This window comes from Verrucosispora sioxanthis (assembly GCF_010560025.1).
In the GTDB taxonomy this organism is placed as follows: Bacteria; Actinomycetota; Actinomycetes; order Mycobacteriales; family Micromonosporaceae; genus Micromonospora; species Micromonospora palythoicola.
On the sequence record NZ_SAIY01000004.1, the window covers coordinates 587634 to 605590 of the forward strand.

The 17957-nt window shown below is 72.2% G+C and carries 14 protein-coding genes and 1 pseudogene; 6 read left to right on the forward strand and 9 right to left on the reverse strand.

Annotated elements, in window-relative coordinates:
* Positions 1–164 precede the first annotated feature (164 nt).
* From ENC19_RS15430 to ENC19_RS15445, 4 genes are all read right to left on the reverse strand, one after another.
* Positions 165–1532: a NarK family nitrate/nitrite MFS transporter gene (locus ENC19_RS15430; RefSeq protein WP_164447850.1), complete on the reverse strand. Its 1368-nt coding sequence runs from the start codon at positions 1530–1532 to the stop codon at positions 165–167.
* 107 nt (positions 1533–1639) lie between these two features.
* Complete coding sequence (locus tag ENC19_RS15435) at positions 1640–1945, reverse strand: type II toxin-antitoxin system PemK/MazF family toxin (protein ID WP_216592867.1); 306 nt, start codon at positions 1943–1945, stop codon at positions 1640–1642.
* The gene (locus tag ENC19_RS15440) at positions 1923–2180 is read right to left on the reverse strand and encodes a hypothetical protein (protein WP_164447852.1); all 258 of its coding nucleotides are present in this window, start codon (positions 2178–2180) and stop codon (positions 1923–1925) included. The genes ENC19_RS15435 and ENC19_RS15440 overlap by 23 nt, the downstream gene beginning before the upstream one ends.
* A gap of 172 nt (positions 2181–2352) precedes the next feature.
* Complete coding sequence (locus ENC19_RS15445; protein ID WP_164447853.1) at positions 2353–3051, reverse strand: class I SAM-dependent methyltransferase; 699 nt, start codon at positions 3049–3051, stop codon at positions 2353–2355.
* Between the two features lie 237 nt (positions 3052–3288).
* Between ENC19_RS15445 and ENC19_RS15450 the strand changes: the two genes are divergently transcribed.
* The 5 genes from ENC19_RS15450 to ENC19_RS15470 are packed head-to-tail and all read left to right on the forward strand — an operon-like array spanning position 3289 to position 10763.
* Positions 3289–5370 (forward strand): molybdopterin oxidoreductase family protein, encoded by a 2082-nt coding sequence (locus tag ENC19_RS15450; RefSeq protein WP_235944827.1) that lies wholly within the window; start codon positions 3289–3291, stop codon positions 5368–5370.
* On the forward strand, positions 5367–6812 hold the full coding sequence (locus tag ENC19_RS15455) for an FAD-dependent oxidoreductase (protein WP_164447855.1): 1446 nt from the start codon (positions 5367–5369) through the stop codon (positions 6810–6812). The genes ENC19_RS15450 and ENC19_RS15455 overlap by 4 nt, the downstream gene beginning before the upstream one ends.
* Positions 6809–9331 (forward strand): nitrite reductase large subunit NirB, encoded by a 2523-nt coding sequence (gene nirB / locus ENC19_RS15460; RefSeq protein ID WP_164447856.1) that lies wholly within the window; start codon positions 6809–6811, stop codon positions 9329–9331. Before ENC19_RS15455 ends, nirB begins: the two co-directional genes overlap by 4 nt.
* Entirely contained in the window at positions 9328–9675 is a 348-nt protein-coding gene (gene nirD, locus ENC19_RS15465; RefSeq protein WP_164447857.1) for a nitrite reductase small subunit NirD, read from the forward strand. The genes nirB and nirD overlap by 4 nt, the downstream gene beginning before the upstream one ends.
* Positions 9675–10763, forward strand: coding sequence for a uroporphyrinogen-III synthase (locus ENC19_RS15470; protein WP_164447858.1), 1089 nt, complete (start codon positions 9675–9677; stop codon positions 10761–10763). The genes nirD and ENC19_RS15470 overlap by 1 nt, the downstream gene beginning before the upstream one ends.
* A gap of 40 nt (positions 10764–10803) precedes the next feature.
* Here the strand turns inward: ENC19_RS15470 and ENC19_RS15475 are convergent, their stop codons facing one another.
* From ENC19_RS15475 to ENC19_RS15490, 4 genes and pseudogenes are all read right to left on the reverse strand, one after another.
* The gene (locus tag ENC19_RS15475) at positions 10804–11427 is read right to left on the reverse strand and encodes a GTP-binding protein (RefSeq protein WP_093403661.1); all 624 of its coding nucleotides are present in this window, start codon (positions 11425–11427) and stop codon (positions 10804–10806) included.
* Positions 11408–11770, reverse strand: coding sequence for a DUF742 domain-containing protein (locus ENC19_RS15480; RefSeq protein WP_164447859.1), 363 nt, complete (start codon positions 11768–11770; stop codon positions 11408–11410). The genes ENC19_RS15475 and ENC19_RS15480 overlap by 20 nt, the downstream gene beginning before the upstream one ends.
* Before the next feature lie 42 nt (positions 11771–11812).
* The gene (locus ENC19_RS15485; RefSeq protein WP_099849649.1) at positions 11813–12220 is read right to left on the reverse strand and encodes a roadblock/LC7 domain-containing protein; all 408 of its coding nucleotides are present in this window, start codon (positions 12218–12220) and stop codon (positions 11813–11815) included.
* Positions 12217–15305 (reverse strand): annotated as a pseudogene (locus tag ENC19_RS15490) (sensor histidine kinase). Before ENC19_RS15490 ends, ENC19_RS15485 begins: the two are co-directional and overlap by 4 nt.
* A 445-nt stretch (positions 15306–15750) precedes the next feature.
* On the opposite strand from ENC19_RS15490, the gene ENC19_RS15495 reads away from it, so the two are divergent.
* Positions 15751–16932 carry an ABC transporter substrate-binding protein gene (locus ENC19_RS15495; RefSeq protein ID WP_164447860.1) on the forward strand — a complete coding sequence of 394 codons (1182 nt, stop codon included), beginning with the start codon at positions 15751–15753 and terminating at the stop codon, positions 16930–16932.
* A 144-nt stretch (positions 16933–17076) separates the two neighbouring features.
* On the opposite strand, the gene ENC19_RS15500 is transcribed toward ENC19_RS15495, so the two are convergent.
* Positions 17077–17937 (reverse strand): ABC transporter permease, encoded by an 861-nt coding sequence (locus ENC19_RS15500; protein ID WP_164447861.1) that lies wholly within the window; start codon positions 17935–17937, stop codon positions 17077–17079.
* Positions 17938–17957 lie beyond the last annotated feature (20 nt).

The following is a 17957-nucleotide window of genomic DNA, read 5'->3' on the forward strand; positions in this document are numbered from 1 at the left end:
GACCAGGACATCCCAGCCGGACCAGCGCGCACGAACGACCAAGCGTACCTCAGGCGGCACGCCCACAGATGTCGTACAACAGCAGGCAACGATACCCGCAGCCCCGCCGGCCGGTCAAAACGGGGTCCGACCGGCGGGGCGCGCGGAGGCCGGCATGACGACCGTCACACCCCGGCGCGCGCCATCCGACTGCCGGGACGCAGGTACGCGACCCAGGTGATCACGAGCAGCACCAGGAAGAATCCGACATAGAAGCGCAGCGCCGGCTGGATGCCACCGTAGGTCGACCGGGCCCAGGCGTAACAGATCGGCACCAGGAAACCGCCGAAGGCACCGACCGCGGAGATGATGCCCAGAGCACCGGCGGCCTGCCGGCGCATCGCCAGCATGATCTCCGGCGTGCCGCCCCGCTCCTCGCCCTTGACCTGGAAGATCCTGCTGATCATCCGGTAGGTCGAGCCGTTGCCCACGCCGGTGGCCACGAAGAGCAGCAGGAACGCCACGAAGAACAGACCCATGCTGCGCTGCTCGACCGACCAGAGCGCGCCCAGGGCACCGACCGCCATCAGCACGAAGCTGGCCACCGTGACCCGGGCCCCGCCGACGATGTCGGACAGCCGGCCGCCGAAGGGCCGGCAGAGCGAGCCCACCCCCGCGCCGAGGAACGCCCAGGCCAGTGCGACGTCCGGCCGGCCGAACACCGAGTTGAGCAGGGTGGGGAAGGCCGCCGAATAGCCGATGAACGAGCCGAAGGTGCCGATGTACAGCAGCGACATGATCCAGGTGTCGCGGTGCCGCAGCGACGACCAGACCGGCCCCACGTCGGCCTTCGCCTCGACCAGGTTGTCCATGAACAGGTACGCGCAGACCGCCGCGATCACCGCCAGCGGGATGTACATCAGACCGGCCCGGGCCAGCGCGAGCCCGCCGCCCAGCACGATCACCTGGGGCACCACGAACTGCACGACGGCCACCCCGATGTTGCCGCCGGCGGCGTTGAGCCCCAACGCCCACCCCTTCTCCCGCTCCGGATAGAAGAAGGAGATGTTGGCCATGCTGGAGGCGAAGTTGCCACCGCCGAACCCGGCCGTGGCGGCGATCAGCAGCAACGACACGAAGCCGATCTCCGGATGCTCGACCGCCCAGGCCAGCCCGGCGCAGGGCACGATCAGCAGCAGCGCGGAGATGACGGTCCAGTTGCGACCGCCGAAGACCGGTACGGCAAAGGTGTACGGCAGTCGCAGCAGCGCGCCGACCCCGCTGGGCACGGCGGTCAACCAGAGCGCCTGACTGGTGGTCAGCTGCCATCCGGCGTCGCCGAGCCGGACGACGACGATGCTCCAGAGCAACCACACGGAGAAGCCGATGTGCTCCGCGAAGATCGACCAGATCAGGTTGCGTTGGGCGACACCGCGACCGATCCGCCGCCAGAAGGCCGGATCCTCCGGTGCCCAGTGCCCGATCCACCGACCTGGTCGGCGGTCCAGGCTCTCCTCTTCGATTACCGTCGGCTGCTCGCTCGTGGTGGTCATGCCGCAGAAGCTAGGGAGCCGCCGTTACCGCGGCGTTCGCCGTTCGGGTCGGCCCGGCAACGGGGATCGCACCACGTGCCGACGACGGCGGTGAGGAACGGGTCGGCTCAGAGCTGCTGGAGGATGCGCAACGCCCGGTCCACCCGGCGCATCGTCTCCGCGTCCGCGACGTCCACGCACTCGGTGAACCACTTCTTCATCGGCGAGGAGATCCGGTCCGGCATCACCACCCGGTCGCCCATCGACACCGCCAGCGGCGAGTCGCGCAGCAGCGCTGTCTCGACGACCTCCGTCACGATCACGATGGGCACCGCCGTGGAGTTGTAGACATCGGAACTGATCACCAGACCGAGGCGCTCCCGGGCCCCTTCGATCCGCCAGACCTCGCCCCTACGCAGCACGCGATGGACCACCGAAGAGCAGGTCGTCGACCATGCCGACCTCCTGGGCATCGGCCAGCGAGGCGGATTCCAGGTCCAGCCCGGCCCGGCCGACCGCGGCGGCGTGCGCGGCGAAGACCTCGCGCAACGCCTTCTCCCGGGCCGCCTGGTCCATCCAGGCGGAGAGCGAGAGCCCTTCCCGCTTGGCGAACCGCCGGGCATCCGCGATCGTGTCGTCGGCGAACGACAGAGTCACCTTGGCTGTCATTCCAGCAGACTACCCGCTGGTATGACTACTAGTCATCCCCGAAGTGTTCCTCGCCGCCGGAGCCCACAGCCGAACATGTCCCCTGTCGGTGCTGTCGAGCTGACAGCACCGACGGATCGACACGACACGCAGCAGATCGGCCGGCGGGTATCTGCGACCTCGTGGCGCCGGTTCAGCCCAGGGCGCGGCCGCCGATGACGGCGAAGCGCCACGCCTTGAAGAAGCAGTCGACGTCCGCCAGGCCCGCCTCGGTCAACCAACGGCACTGCTCCGTCACCGGGGCGGGGCGGTCGTAGGCCATTCGTCGCTCGGCGGCGGCGACCTCGGCGGCGTCGGAACCGAGCGCCGCGACCTGCGTCAGCCAGACGTCGTGGTAACGCCGGTCCAGTTCGGGGGTCGGGCCGGCCACCTGCTCGGCGTTGACGAAGACTCCGCCGGGCACCAACGCCGCGGCCGCCCGACGGTAGAGGTCGCGCTTGGCGGGGTCGTCCAGGTGGTGGATGGCCAGCGCGCTGACCACCGCGTCGTACCGCCCGGCCGGCAGTGGATCGACCAGGTCGGCCACCACCACCCGATGCGCGACCCCCCGGCCGGCCAACCGCTCGGCGGCGACGGCCAGCATCTGCGGCGCGGCGTCCACCAGGGTCAGCCGCACGCCGGGCACGGCGGCGGAGAGCAGCGACGACAGGAGGCCGGTCCCGGCGCCGAGATCGAGCACCTCGGGCGTACGCCCCGCTGCCAGGGCGGCCCGCAACGGTGGCGCGGCCACCTCGACGGCCGTGGTGTAGAACGCGTCGAAGCAGGGCACGAGCCTGCGGCGGGCGGCGTCGTAGCCATCCGCCGCCGCGTCGAACGCCTGAGCGACACTCATGCCAGCCTCCCACAATCCAGGATATCCGTTCCACATTGTAGACCTCGCGAGCCATCCCCCAGCCGAGGTGCGGTGTGAGCGGCTCTTGACAGGACCGAAACAAACGGGACGCGGACCGGAAACTGCCCAACGGCACGCTTTGCCGACATGACAGACGGTGCACGGCCGGCGACGCGACCGGGGCGCGAGCCCCGCGAGGTGGCGACCCACTGCCCGTACTGCGCCCTCCAGTGCGGAATGGTCCTGCGCGAGGAGGACGACGCGGTAAGCGTGCTACCTCGCCAGTTCCCCACCAACCGGGGCGGTCTCTGCCAGAAGGGCTGGACCGCGCCGGAGCTGCTCAGCCATCCGGAACGGTTGACCAGTCCCCTGCTGCGCGACCCGGCCACCGGCGAGCTGCGCCCGGCCACCTGGGAAGCCGCGCTGGACCGGATCACCACCGGCCTTCGCGACGTGCAGGAGCAGCACGGCCGCGACGCGGTCGCCGTCTTCGGCGGCGGTGGGCTCACCAACGAGAAGGCGTACGCGTTGGGTCGGTTCGCCCGGGTGGCACTGCGCACCCGGCACATCGACTACAACGGACGGTTCTGCATGTCCTCGGCCGCGGCCGCCGGCATGCGCGCCTTCGGCATGGACCGGGGGCTGCCGTTCCCGCTGTCCGACCTGGGTCGGGCCGACACGTTGCTGCTGGTCGGCGCGAACCCGGCGGAGACCATGCCGCCGCTGGTGCGCTGGCTGACCGAGCATCGGGAGCGGGGCGGCAAGCTGATCGTGATCGACCCACGGGTGACCGCCACCGCCCGGCAGGCCGACCTGCACCTGCAACCGCTGCCCGGCACCGACCTGGCGGTGGCCAACGCGCTGCTGCACATCGCCCTGACCGAGGGTTACGTCGACGGTGACTACGTCGCCACCCGTACCACCGGGTTCACCGCGGTGCGCCGCACCGTGGCGGGCTGGTGGCCGGCCCGCGCCGAAGCGCTCTCCGGGGTGCCCGTGGCCGATTTGGAGGAGACCGCGCGAGCCCTCGGCACCGCCGCGCGGGCGATCATCCTCACCGCCCGCGGCGCCGAGCAGCACGCCAAGGGCGTCGACACCGTCACCGGCTTCGTCAACCTCGCCCTCGCGCTCGGTCTGCCCGGCCGCCCCGGCTCCGGCTACGGCTGCCTGACCGGGCAGGGCAACGGCCAGGGTGGCCGGGAGCACGGGCAGAAGGCCGACCAGCTTCCCGGGTACCGCAAGATCGACGACCTGGAGGCCCGCGCCCACGTCGCGCGGGTCTGGGGGGTGCCCGCCGACGAGCTGCCCGGGCCGGGCGTGCCGGCGTATCAGCTGCTCGACTCGCTCGGCACCGACCAGGGGCCACGGGCGCTGCTGGTGTTCGGCTCGAACCCGGTGGTCTCCGCACCCCGGGCCGCCCGGGTCGAGGGCCGCCTGCGCGACCTGGACCTGCTTGTCGTCGCCGACTTCCTGCTCTCCGAGACGGCGGCGCTGGCCGACGTGGTGCTGCCCACCGCCCAGTGGGCCGAGGAGGACGGCACGATGACCAACCTGGAAGGACGGGTGCTGCGCCGCCGGGCGCTGCGTCCGCCTCCGGCCGGCGTCCGCACCGACCTGGAGATCCTGGCCGCCCTCTCCGCCCGGCTGCGAGGGTCGACACCTGCTGATCGCCCGGCGCGCGAGCGGCCCACCGACTCGACGGCGGACGGCCAACCGAGCGAGGCGGAGGCGGCGGACCCGTGCGTGGTCTTCGCCGAGCTGCGCCGGGCCTCGGCCGGCGGCATCGCCGACTACGCGGGGATCAGCTGGGACCGGATCGACGCCGCGGACGGCGTCTTCTGGCCGTGCCCTGACGACGACGGGCCCGACTCCCCCCGACTGTTCACCGAGCGCTTCGCCACCGCCGACGGGCTGGCCCGGTTCCGCCCGGTGGAGCACCGACCGGCGGCCGAGGAGGTGTGCGCCGACTACCCGCTGCACTTCACCACCGGCCGGGTGCTCGCGCAGTACCAGTCCGGCACCCAGACGCGCCGGGTGGCCGCGCTGCGCCGGGCCGCGCCCGAGGCGTTCGTGGAGCTGCATCCGGATCTCGCCGAGCGGCTTGGCGTCACCGACGGCGAGCCGGTACGGGTGCTCTCGCGGCGCGGCGAGTTCCAGGCACCGGCCCGGCTGAGCCCGGGCATCCGGGCGGACACCGTCTTCGCGCCGTTCCACTGGGGCGGGCCGGCACGGGCGAACTCCGTCACCAACGACGCCGTCGACCCGGTCTCCGGGATGCCGGAGTTCAAGATCTGCGCGGTACGGGTGGAGCGGGCATGACCGGGCACAGCGAGCGGGTCGTGGTGGTCGGCAACGGGATGGCCGGCGCCCGGGTGGCGGCGGAACTGCACGCCCGTGGCGAGGACCTGAAGGTGACCGTGCTCGGCGCGGAACCGCACCCCGCGTACAACCGGATCATGCTGTCCACCCTGCTCACCGGCAAGATCGGCGAGTCGGACGTGGAGTTGGCGGAGGTTGCCGGTCGCGGCGTCGACCTGCGCACCGGGGTGACGGTCAGCGCGATCGACCGGGCCACCGGCCAGGTACGCACCGACGACGGCGACCGGATCCCCTACGACCACCTGGTCCTCGCCACCGGCAGCCGGGCGGTGGTGCCCGCGCTGCCCGGGCTCGACCCGGAGCACCTGCCGGAACGGGTGATCCCGTTCCGCACCCTGGACGACTGCCGACGCATCCTCGCCCTCGCCGGCACCGCCCGGCGCGCCCTGGTGCTCGGTGGCGGGCTGCTCGGCCTGGAGGCCGCCCGAGGGCTGGCACTGCGCGGGCTCGACGTGGGCGTGGTGCACCGGGTGCCGTACCTGATGGACCGTCAACTCGATCCGGCCGCCGGTGCCATGCTCGCCGGCACCCTCGCCGCTCTCGGCGTGACCACCCACGTGGCGGTGGAGCCGACCGCGGTACGCGCCGACGCCGCAGGGGTACGGCTGGAGTTGTCCGACGGTCGGTCGCTCGAGGCCGACCTGCTGGTACTCGCCTGCGGCGTACGCCCCGACACCGCCCTCGCCACCGCGGCCGGCCTGGCCGTGGAACGGGGGGTGCTGGTCGACGACCGGCTGCGCACCAGCGACCGGCGGATCTCCGCGATCGGTGACTGCGCGCAGCACGACGGCACGCTCACCGGGTTGGTGGCACCGGCCTGGGCGCAGGCGCGGGTGGTGGCCCAGTTGGTGACCGGGCAGGACCCACAGGCCCGGTACCGGCCGCGACCCGTGGTCACCCGGCTCAAGGCGGCCGGCATCGACCTCGCCGCGATGGGTGACCCGACAGGTGGCCCCGGCGAGGAGTTGACCTTCGCGGACCCGGCCCGAGGTACCTACGCCCGGCTGCGCATTCACGACGAACGGTTGGCCGCCGCGATCCTGCTCGGCGACAACCCCTCGGTCGGCACGGTGATCCAGCTGTTCGACCGGGGCCATCCGGTGCCCACCGACCGGCGGGCGCTGCTGCTCGGCCGCGCCGTCGGCGGGGCGGTCGCGGCACCCGCCGCGTCACCGGCGCTGATGCCGGACGCGGCCACCGTCTGCCAGTGCAACACGGTGAGCAAGGGCGCCCTCGTGCGCTGCTGGCGGGACGGAGCCCGCACGGTCGACGCCGTGGTCGCGGCCACCCGGGCCGGCACCGGTTGCGGCAGCTGCCGCGACGCGGTCGCCGGCATCGTCGACTGGTTGTCCAGAACGGATCCCGTGGAGGTGGGGCGATGACCGGCGGCAACGTGGTCGTCATCGGCAACGGCATGGTCGGCCAGCGGTTCGTGGATGCGCTGCGGGCCCGCGACCCACAGGGACTGTGGCGGGTCACGGTGCTCGCCGAGGAGAGCCGCCCGGCGTACGACCGGGTGCGGCTCTCGGCGTACTTCGACGGTGCCGACGAGCAGGACCTGAACCTGCACACCGCGCACGACGGGGTGGAGTTGCGCCTCGGCGAGCCGGCCACCGGCGTGGACCGGGACCGGCGGGTGGTCACCACGACCACCGGCGAGCACCCGTACGACGTGCTGGTCTTCGCCACCGGGTCGTACCCGTTCGTGCCGCCGGTGCCGGGGTCGGACCTGGCCGGCGTCTTCGTCTACCGCACGCTCGACGACCTCGCGGCCATCCGCCGGTACGCCAAGGACCGCCGCACCGGCGCGGTGATCGGCGGCGGGCTGCTCGGCCTGGAGGCGGCCAACGCGCTGCGCCTGCTCGGGCTGACCACGAGTGTGGTGGAGTTCGCCCCACGGCTGATGCCGGTGCAGGTGGACACCGCCGGTGGCGCGATGCTCCGCCGCTATGTCGAGGACCTGGACGTGGCCTGCCACCTGGGCGTGGCGACCACCGCGCTGCGGTCCGGCGCGGACGGTGCGGTGGCCGCCCTGGAACTCGCCGACGGCGCGGTGCTCGACGCCGACCTGGTGGTGGTGGCCGCCGGCATCCGGCCCCGCGACGAGCTGGCCCGGGCCGCCGGGCTCGACATCGGTCCGCGCGGCGGGGTCCTGGTCGACGCCGCCTGCCGGAGCCCGGACGAGCGGATCTACGCGGTCGGCGAGTGCGCGGCGGTCGACGGCACCTGCTACGGCCTGGTCGCCCCCGGTTACGCGATGGCCGAGGTGGTGGCCGACCGGCTGGTCGGTGGCGCCGCCACCTTCCCCGGTGCGGACACCGCCACCAAACTCAAGCTGCTCGGCGTCGACGTCGCCTCCTTCGGCGACGCGCACGGGGCGACGCCCGGCTGCCTGGACGTCACCTGGACCGACCCGGCCGCCCGGGTGTACGCCAAGCTGGTCCTCTCCGACGACGCGTCCACGCTGCTCGGCGGGGTGCTGGTCGGCGACGCCGGCGCGTACCCTACGCTGCGCGCCAGTGTCGGCGGGCCGTTGCCGGCCGCACCGCTGGCCCTGCTGGCCGGCGACGACGCGGTGGGTGCCACGGCCGGCGCGCTGCCGGCGACCGCCCAGGTCTGCTCCTGCAACGCGGTCACCCGGGGGGACATCGACACGGCCATCGCGGACGGCTGCGCCGACGTGGCCGCCCTGAAGGCGTGTACCCGGGCCGGGACGAGCTGCGGTTCCTGCGTACCGATGCTGAAGCAGTTGCTCGACGCGGCCGGCGTGGTCCAGTCGAAGGCGCTCTGCGAGCACTTCGACGTCAGCCGGCAGGAGCTGTTCGACATCGTCCGGGTACGCGGCATCCGGACGTTCTCCCGGCTGATCGCCGAGCACGGCCGGGGACAGGGCTGCGACATCTGCAAACCGGTCGTCGCCTCGATCCTCGCCTCGCTCGGTAACGGCCACATCCTCGACGGCGAGCAGGCCTCGTTGCAGGACACCAACGACCACTTCCTGGCCAATCTGCAACGCGACGGCAGCTACTCGGTCGTGCCCCGGATACCGGGCGGGGAGATCACCCCGGAGAAGCTGATCGTCATCGGCGAGGTGGCCCGCGACTTCAACCTCTACACGAAGATCACCGGTGGGCAGCGGATCGACCTGTTCGGCGCCCGGGTCGACCAGCTACCGCAGATCTGGCGTCGGCTGGTGGACGCCGGGTTCGAGTCCGGGCACGCGTACGGCAAGGCGCTGCGCACGGTGAAGTCCTGCGTCGGCTCAACCTGGTGCCGCTACGGCGTGCAGGACTCGGTCGGCCTGGCCGTCGCCCTGGAGCTGCGCTATCGAGGTCTCCGCGCCCCACACAAGATCAAATCTGCGGTCTCCGGCTGCGCCCGGGAATGCGCCGAGGCCCGCAGCAAGGACTTCGGTGTGATCGCCACGGAAACCGGCTGGAACCTCTACGTCGGCGGCAACGGTGGCTTCCGGCCCCGGCACGCCGACCTGTTCGCCACCGACCTGTCCACCGAGGCGCTGGTCACCCTGATCGACAGGTTCCTGATGTACTACATCCGCACCGCCGACCGGCTGCAACGCACCGCCGCCTGGATCGAGGCGATGGACGGCGGCTTGGACCACCTCCGAGCGGTGATCGTGGACGACTCGCTCGGCCTCTGCGCCGAACTCGACGCCGCGATGGCCCGGCACGTGGTGTCGTACTCGGACGAGTGGCGCGACGTGCTGTCCGACGCGGACCGGCTGCGCCGGTTCACCTCGTTCGTCAACGCGCCGGAGGTCCCCGACCCGTCGATCACCTTCGTCACCGAGCGCGGACAACCGGTACCCGTCGGTGGGCATGCGTCCGAGGCGCAGGGCCGTCAACCGGTCGCGCTCGGCCTTCCGGAGGTGCGCCGATGACCGCCGCGACGGCACTGGGCTGGGTCACCGTCTGCCCGTTGGATCGCCTGGACCGGGACCGGGGCGTCGCCGCCCTGGTCGCCGGGGTGCAGGTGGCGATCTTCCGGACCGCGGACGGGCTGTACGCGATCGACAACCTCGACCCGGTCTCCGGGGCGTACGTGCTGTCCCGCGGCATCGTGGGCAGTCGGGGCGAGGTGCCGACGGTCGCGTCGCCGCTGCACAAGCAGGTGTACGACCTGCGCACGGGGGATTGTCTCGACCTGCCGGGCGTTTCGGTCGCTCGGCACCAGATCCGTTGCCACAACGGCATGGTCGAGGTGCGGCTGCGACAGGAGGGCTGATGCGCGAGGAACTGGCCGGCTTCACCATCGGGGTGACCGCCGACCGGCGGCGGGACGAGCTCGCCGCGCTGCTCCAACGGCGGGGTGCGCGGGTGGTGCTCGCTCCCGCCCTGCGGATCGTGCCGCTCGCGGACGACACCGAGCTGCGCGAGGCCACCCGTGCCTGCCTGGAACGGCCGCCCGACATCCTGATGGCCAACACCGGCATCGGAATGCGTGGCTGGCTGGAGGCTGCCGAGGGCTGGGGGCTCGCGGAGCCGCTGCGCGGGATCCTCGGTGACGCGTACGTGGTGGCCCGGGGGCCCAAGGCTCGGGGGGCGATCCGGGCGGCCGGTCTGTTCGACCAGTGGTCACCGGCCTCGGAGAGCTGCGACGAGGTGGTCGATCACCTACGTCGACGGGGGGTGTCCGGTCAGGTGATCGCCATGCAGCTGCACGGCGAGCGGCAACCGGAGTGCACCCGCGCGCTGGAGGAGGCCGGCGCCACGGTCATCGAGATCCCGGTCTACCGCTGGGCCCCACCGACCGATCCGGCGCCGCTGCACCGGCTCGTCGACCTGGTGGCGGGGCGGCTGGTCGACGCGGTCACCTTCACCTCGGCACCGGCGGTGGAGGCGCTGCTGCGCGCCTCCGGCGATCGCACCGAGGCGGTGCTGGACGCGCTGCGCACGGACGTGCTGGCCAGCTGCGTCGGACAGGTCACCGCCGAGCCGTTGGTCCGACGCGGGGTGCCGGTGAGCGCGCCGAGCCGGGCTCGGCTCGGCGCGCTGGTCCGCACCATCGTCGACGAACTGCCGCGCCGTACGGTGACCATCAAGGTCGCCGGGCACCTGCTCACCCTGCGCGGTCACGCGGCGGTGGTCGACGGCGAGTTGCGACCGCTGGCCCCGGCGCCGATGGCGGTGCTGCGGGCGCTGGCGCAGACGCCGGGCCGGGTGCTGTCGCGTACCGCCCTGCTGCGGACGCTGCCACGTGGGGCCGACGAGCACGCGGTGGAGATGGCGGTGGCCCGGCTACGGGCCGGCCTGAAGGCGCCACGCGTCGTGCAGACGGTGGTCAAGCGGGGCTACCGCCTCCGCGTCGACTGAGCCCGCCGGCCCGGCCGCGACCGGGCCGGCGGGTCACCGCCTATCCGACCGGGGTCGGGAAGCCGCGGTCGTGCTCGGCCTGCAGCCGTGCCATGGCGTGCTCGACGACGGTCACCAGGACCCGCTTGACCGAATCGCGCTGCCGGGCGTCGGTCATCACCAACGGCACGTCCGGCGAGATGGCCAACGCCTCGCGCACCTCGTCCAACTCGTACTGAGGTGCGCCGTCGAAGCGGTTGAGCGCGACCACGTACGGCAGGTTGCGGTTCTCGAAGTAGTCGAGCGGGGCGAACGCGTCGGTGATCCGGCGGGTGTCCACCAGCACCGCGGCGCCCACCGCACCTCGGATGATCTCGTCCCACATGAACCAGAACCGGGTCTGCCCAGGCGTGCCGAAGAGGTACAGGATCAGATCCTGCGCCATGGTGATCCGGCCGAAGTCCATGGCGACCGTGGTGGTCTCCTTGCCCGGCACCTTGGACGGGTCGTCGATGCCGACGCCGGCCGAGGTCATCACCGCCTCGGTGGTCAGCGGTGTGATCTCGGAGATCGCACCGACAAGCGTGGTCTTGCCGACACCGAAGCCACCCGCGACGACGATCTTCGCGGAGATGATTCCCCGGCTCTGGCGGGCCCCGGCGGGGTCATAGCTCGCGAAGTCCACTCAGCACCCTTCCCAGCATTTCCATCCGCTCCTCGTAACCTGTGGCGGGAGCGGCCGTCTGTAGCGTCAGCAGGCCCTCGGCCACCATGTCGGCGACCAGCACCCGGGCGACACCCAGCGGTAGCCGGGTGTACGCGGCGATCTCCGCCAGCGACTCGGGCCGGCCCTCGCAGACCGTGGCGATGCGATGCTTGTCGTGCCCGGCGAAACGTGATTCGGCGATCTGCGTGGGGCTGGCCACCAACACCGCTTCCAGGGCGATGTCCTGCAACGGCTCGGTCCTGCCCCGGGTGACCGCGTACGGCCGCACCAGCGCACCCCGTGGGTCACGCTGCCGATCCATCCGCGATCACCTCCTCCGCCTTCCGCCGGTCCGGTGCACCCGTTACGACCGCACCGCGTCCCGGGGCAGCGGTACCAACGCCGCACCGACCCGTTCCACAAGCAGTGCCATCTCGTAGCCCACCTGGCCGACGTCGCAGCTACGCGCCGCGAGCACCGCCATCGACGACCCGTCACTGATGGACATCAGGAACAGGTAGCCACTGTCCATCTCGATAACTGTCTGCAGGACCCCGCCGGCGCTGAACATCCGGGCGGCCCCCTCGGTCAGGCTCACCACGCCGGAGGTGATCGCGGCGAGCTGATCCGCCCGATCCGTCGGCAGGTCCCGGGAGGAGGCGAGCAACAGCCCGTCCGCGGACACCGCCACGACGTGGGCGATGCCGGCCACGCTGTCGGCGAAGTTGCTGAGCAGCCAACCCATGTCCTGTATGGCCGCTGGCCTGTTCATCGGCTCGTCTCCTTGATCGAGGTGCTGTTCTGACTCGCTCCAGCCGTCCGACCACGCTGGACACCACGGTGGTACGCCGACAGCAGACCGCGTACTTCGTCGGGGGTCCGGCGGCCGTGCTCACGCCCGCGCGGCTCGATGCCACCGGGCACGAGCTGTGCCTGGGGCACCCGCTTGGGCAGCCCCGACCGGGTCGTGCCGGCGGGAGTGGGCTCGGCCGCCGCTGGATCAGCCGCTCGTCGGCCGCCGTCCGCCAGGCGTCGTCCTCCGGCTGGCCGGTTTCGGGCTGCCGGGTGGACGGCGGTGGCGCGGACGGCGGTGGTGGCGCGGGCGAGGTCGGCGGCGCGCTCGGCGCCGGACCAGCCGTGCTGGCGGACGAGGAAGTGTACGACGGTGGCGGCGCAGGCGTCGCGGCGGCGGCCGCACCCGGCGTGCGGGTGGGCAACGGACTCCGTCCCCTGGTCGGCTCGACAGGTGGCGCCGGTGGGCTGGCGGCCGCCTGCGGGGCTGGTTCGTCGAACTGCGGCCGGCTGAAGATCGTGGTGACGTCGTTGCCGTGCGACCGGAACCAGACCGCCTCCATCTCCCGGAAGATCGGCGAATCGGAGGACTGCTCGGGTGGCACGGTGATCGGGCGCGTCGGGGGTGGTGCGGTGGCGGCCAGGCTGGCACCGAGCCCACGGAAGCCGGAGCCGTCGACATCGCCGCCACCGGGGTGCTGACCGGCGGCCGGCGAGAATCCCGCCGACGCGGTGCCGCCCGCACCCGCGACCGGTCCCACCGGCAGGCCGGGATCGGCGTGCTGGCCGTGGTTGCCGGCGCCTCGGTGCGACAGCGGGTCGAGGGTGGGCTGCGCGACCGTCGGCGAACCCGCGTTGAACCCGTTGAAGGCCGGCGGCGGCGTGCGGGTCGGCGGCGGGTCGGCGGGGGCCGCCTCCGTTCCCGGCCAGGGCGTGCCGGCGCCCGTGCCGTTGTGCCACCGGTCGACCAGGGTCGCGGTGGTGCTGCGCCCGGTGACGCCGGCCGGATCGCCGCGGCCGACCGACGCGAGCGGGTTCTGCTCGACCGCGAGCGGCTGCCGGGGTCGGGTGATCGCCTGGTCGCGACCGCGCAGGCTGGGCAGCACCACGGTGGCGGCGGGCAGGGTGACCTGCGCGACAGTGCCGCCCTCGACGTTGCGACGCAGCTCGACCCGGATGCCGTAGCGGGCCGCGAGCCGGCTCACCACCGCCAGACCCATCAGGCGGAACGCCGCGACGTCGACTGCGGAGGGCGCGGCGAGCCGGCGGTTGAGCGAGTCCAACTGCTCGTCGGAGAGGCCGAGACCACGGTCCTCGATCTGGATGAGCACGTAGTCCCGAATGCGCCGTCCGTCGGCCACCACGGTGGTGTTGGGCGGCGAGAAGCGGGTGGCGTTGTCGAGCAGCTCGGCCACCAGCCGCACCACGTCGTTCACCGCGTGGGCGGCCACGGACACGTCGGTGTCGACGGTGCCGAACTCGATCCGGTTGTAGAGCTCCACCTCGGACTGCGCGGCCCGCAGCACGTCCACGAGCAGGGCGTCGTCGCGGCGCGGCACGGCCGAGTCGGCCCCGGCCAGCACGAGCAGGTTCTCGTCGTTGCGGCGCATCCGGGTGGCGAGGTGGTCGAGTTCGAAGAGCTGCGCGAGCCGCTTCGGGTCCTCCTCACCGCGCTCGATCGCGTCCAGCTCGCCGATCATGCGGTCGACCAGAGTCTGGCTGCGTCGGGCCAGGTTGAGGAACATCGCCGAGACACTGCTCCGCAGGGCCGCCTGCTCGGCCGCGACCCGGACCGCCTCCCGGTGCACGACGTTGAAGGCCAGGGCGACCTGCCCCACCTCGTCGCGGTTGTTGAGCTGGATCGGGTCACGTACCTCGCGAACGATCTCATCGACGCTGCCGTCGCTGACGTTGCCCATTCCCTGGAGCCGACGCACCGCCTCCGGCAGATCGTGGTTGGCCACCGAGAGCGCGCCCTCGCGCAGCCGACGCAGGGAGTGGTTGAGCGAGCGGGCCAGCACCACGGCCAGGGTCACCGCGATGATCAGGGTGAGCAGCACCAGCGTGGTCTCGACGACGGCCTGCAGGATGACGTCCGAGCGGGCCTGCTCGGCCTGGGCCAGCAGGCGGTTCTGCAGCTCGATCTCGGCCCACCGCATCAGCTCGTTCACCGCGCCGATCGCCGCCGTGGCCTCCTGCGCGGTGAACGGCGCACGCTGGTTGACCGACCTGCTGAGGTCGGTGGCGATCCGGTCGGCCAGCACCACCGCGTCACCGGAGACGGTGCTCTCGACCAGGGCACGCTGCACCGGGTCGGCGGCGAGCGAGAAGGCCACCAGCGCCTCCTGCTGCCCGGTGAGGGTGGCCACGAAGGCGGAGAACTGCTCGTTGTCCAGCCGGCCGGCGCTGAGTGCCGTGAAGGCGACCGCCTCTTCCTCGGCGACGGCCGCCTTCGCCCGAGCGAAGGCGGCGACCGCCCGCCGGGTGTCACCGACCTCCTCGCCGCCGGGGAGCTGGGCCAGCCCGTCGCCGTAGGCGACCAGGTCGTCGAGGACCACGCCGTAGCGCAGCACCGCCTCGGCGACCTCCATCTGCTGGCGGGCGAGCACCTCCTGCCGGGTGCCGTCGAGGGTGTCCAGGTGCGCGTCGATGGCCGCGAGCCGGTCGCGGATCGCCGCGGGTGCGTCGCCGACCCGGGCCCGCTCCGCGCGGTACTCGTCGATCCGCTGCTGGGTCTCGCGGACCCGCAGGTTGTACGCGTCGGCCCGCTGCTGCGGTGCGGCGAGGTAGGCCGCCGCCGCCATCCGTTCGGCGTGCAGGTCGTTCGTCAGCGCGGAAACGTCGATGGACAGCGCCGTGAGGGCGCGGGACTGACTCGCGTCGTAGGCACCTTCGCCGACGGAGACCAGGCGGACCGTGGCCAGTGCGATGACCGCCGCCACCGGGACCACCAGGATCAGCGCCAGCTTGGACCGGATCCGGGCGTCGCGCAGCCGGGGCAGCCGACCGCCGCTCCGCGGCGCGGCGTCACCACTGGCGGGCAGGGTCGTCGGTCCGGTGCTCACGACATCGCCTCCGTCGTTTTCTTCCCGCCAGAACCGCCGACCCGGGCGCCGGGCGACAGCCGGCGCCACGCGCGGCACGGCCGCGATTTCATCAGACGAGATCGTGTTTGGGAAGCCGCAGGAGGGCAGGAAACGGTCGGACGGCACGCAACCCGTGATCCGGTCAACTAATACCTACATTTCCACAGCGCCCCTGAACAGGGCATGTAACTCCAGAGTGGCCACACGTGTCGCCACAGTGAGCATTTGAAAACATTTGGTTACACCAACATGTGGGATCGGTGTCCCGAAACGCCTTCGCTGACCCGCTTGACCGCAGAGCCCGGCATTGGCAAGGTTTTGCAGGCTTCGCGCACACGGTACGGCAGAGCCGTCTCATTATCCACAGAGGACGGATGAGCCGCCGGTGACCGGGCCCCGCCCGTGCCGCATCAGGAGGACCCAGTTGACCCCGTTCCGCTCCGCGACCGCCACGGCGCTCGTGTCGACCCTGCTCGCCACCACCCTCGTCGGCTGCCAGTTCGGCGGGGAGGAGCAGGACACGAGCCCGATCGTGATCGCCGCCGACCTGGAACTCTCCGGCGCCTCGGCCGGGGTCGGCGAGGCGTACCGGCAAGCCCTGGAACTGAAGCGCGATCAGTTGAACGCCTCGGGCGCACTCAACGGCCGTACGGTCGAACTATTGTTCAAGGACAACCGCTCCGACGCCAGTGAGTCACTGCGCAACATCGTCGACTTCAGCAACGATAAGCGGGTCACCGCCATCATCATGGGCGGCTGCAACGAATGCGCCCTCGGTGCGGTGCGCACGGTCAATGAGAACCAGATACCGACCGTGGCACTCGCGGCGGCCGGTGCCGTGGTGAACCCGGTCGCGGAACGCCGCTACATGTTCAAACTGGCCCCGAACGCCGACGACAACGCCGCGGCCCTCACCGTCGAACTGCGCCGCCGCAACATCGACACGGTCGGCCTCCTGCGCAGCGACGACGCCTACGGCCAGGAGGGTGCCGCCGCGCTGCGCCGCGAGTTCGACAAGGTCGACATCCGGGTGCTGGCCGAGGCGTCCGTCCGCGGCACCGACACGGAACTGGACGGGCAGGCCGGCAGGCTGACCGGGGCCGATCCCGACGCCCTGGTCATCTGGACCCCACCGGAGCAGGCGATGCTCGCCGCCAGCGCGGTCGAGCGGGCCGACTACACCGGCGCCCTGTTCCTCGACGCCTCGGCCGCCGGCGACCTCTTCCTCGGCTCGGCCGCCCGGTCGGCCGAACGGGCCACCCTGGTCTTCACCCAGACGATGGTGATCGACGACGTGATCGCCACCACCCCCGCGAAGGCCGCCCGCCGTCAGTGGTTCCAGGACTACACCGCCCGGTACGGCGGCTACCACGGCTCCGCCTCGTTCGCCGCGGACGCGATCCAGCTCATCGCCGACGCGGAGCTGCGGGCTGGCGGCCCCATCGGCGAGGTCGACCGGAAACGCCTGCGCGACGTGCTGGAGACGTCCCAGCTGGACGGCCTGTCCGGTCCGATCCGGATGACGCCGGACAACCACTCCGGGCTGATGCCGCAGGCGCTGACGACCCTGATCGCCCGCAACGGCCGGTGGCGTCTGGCCGGCTGATCGGTCGGTCGCCGGTTGCGGTGGGTGTGGCCGCACCGCAACCGGCTCCGGGCGGTCAGGCTTGATCCCTCCGCCGGTCGCGGTGCGGCCACACCTGCGAACCGGGGGGACGATCGACCGTGATCTCTTGCATGGCTGGTGTGGTCAGCGGCTGGAGGTGGTCTCCCGCAGCCAGGGCAGGCTACGCCGCTCGACGAGCACCAGCGCGGCGTAGAGCACGATGCTGACCAGGGCGACCAGGATGATCGCGGCCCACGCGGTAGCGGTGTCGCCGATGCCGGCGTACTGCTGGATGACGTAACCGAGACCACCCTCACCGGCCTGGAACTCACCGATCACGGCACCGATCGCGGCGAGCGGCATGGCGACCTTGAGGCCCACGAAGATCTGCGGGAGCGCGGCGGGAAAGCGGACCTTGCGGAACGCCTGCCAACGGGAGGCGTTCCAGGACCGCACCAGTTCGGCGAGTTCGGCCGGAGTGGTGGTGAGCCCGGTGGCGGTGGACAGCACGATCGGGAAGAAGCAGAGCAGGAAGACCATGGTGAGGATCGGCTTCTGACCCCAGCCGAGCGCCACCACCAGCAGCGGCCCCAGGGTGATCTTCGGAACGGCGTTGACCGCGACCAGCAGCGGGGTGAACATCCGCTCGACCGTCCGGGAGGCCGCCAGCGCCAGGCCGATCAGCACCCCGGCCACCGCCGAGAGGGCGAAGCCGAGCAGGATCTCGCCGGTGGTGGCGACGGTGTGCTCCAGCAGTCGGGCCGGCCGAGCGGAGAACGCCGTGAGCACGTCACCGGGCGGCGGCAGGGCGGCCGGGTGGATCAGCTCCAGCCGGGCCACCAGCCACCAGCCACCGAGCGCGACCAGCAGCCCGGCGGCCGGTAGCAGCGCGGCCGCGGTACCCGAGCGCAGGCCACCCGCCCGCCACCGTCGGCCACGCGGTGCGGCCGGGGACTGCTCGGGCGCGAGCGTCGCCTCCGGCTGCCGTGGACGGACGTCGGTCATCGGATCCTCCTGCGTTCGGT

What these genes read in the sequence shown, in the direction of transcription:
- ENC19_RS15430 (WP_164447850.1), bottom strand. Translation starts at nt 1,532, where the DNA reads ATGACCACCACGAGCGAGCAGCCGACGGTAATCGAAGAGGAGAGCCTG.
- ENC19_RS15440 (WP_164447852.1), bottom strand. Translation starts at nt 2,180, where the DNA reads ATGACAGCCAAGGTGACTCTGTCGTTCGCCGACGACACGATCGCGGAT.
- ENC19_RS15485 (WP_099849649.1), bottom strand. Translation starts at nt 12,220, where the DNA reads ATGAACAGGCCAGCGGCCATACAGGACATGGGTTGGCTGCTCAGCAAC.
- ENC19_RS15480 (WP_164447859.1), bottom strand. Translation starts at nt 11,770, where the DNA reads ATGGATCGGCAGCGTGACCCACGGGGTGCGCTGGTGCGGCCGTACGCG.
- ENC19_RS15450 (WP_235944827.1), top strand. Translation starts at nt 3,289, where the DNA reads ATGGTCCTGCGCGAGGAGGACGACGCGGTAAGCGTGCTACCTCGCCAG.
- ENC19_RS15500 (WP_164447861.1), bottom strand. Translation starts at nt 17,937, where the DNA reads ATGACCGACGTCCGTCCACGGCAGCCGGAGGCGACGCTCGCGCCCGAG.
- nirB (WP_164447856.1), top strand. Translation starts at nt 6,809, where the DNA reads ATGACCGGCGGCAACGTGGTCGTCATCGGCAACGGCATGGTCGGCCAG.
- nirD (WP_164447857.1), top strand. Translation starts at nt 9,328, where the DNA reads ATGACCGCCGCGACGGCACTGGGCTGGGTCACCGTCTGCCCGTTGGAT.
- ENC19_RS15455 (WP_164447855.1), top strand. Translation starts at nt 5,367, where the DNA reads ATGACCGGGCACAGCGAGCGGGTCGTGGTGGTCGGCAACGGGATGGCC.
- ENC19_RS15445 (WP_164447853.1), bottom strand. Translation starts at nt 3,051, where the DNA reads ATGAGTGTCGCTCAGGCGTTCGACGCGGCGGCGGATGGCTACGACGCC.
- ENC19_RS15470 (WP_164447858.1), top strand. Translation starts at nt 9,675, where the DNA reads ATGCGCGAGGAACTGGCCGGCTTCACCATCGGGGTGACCGCCGACCGG.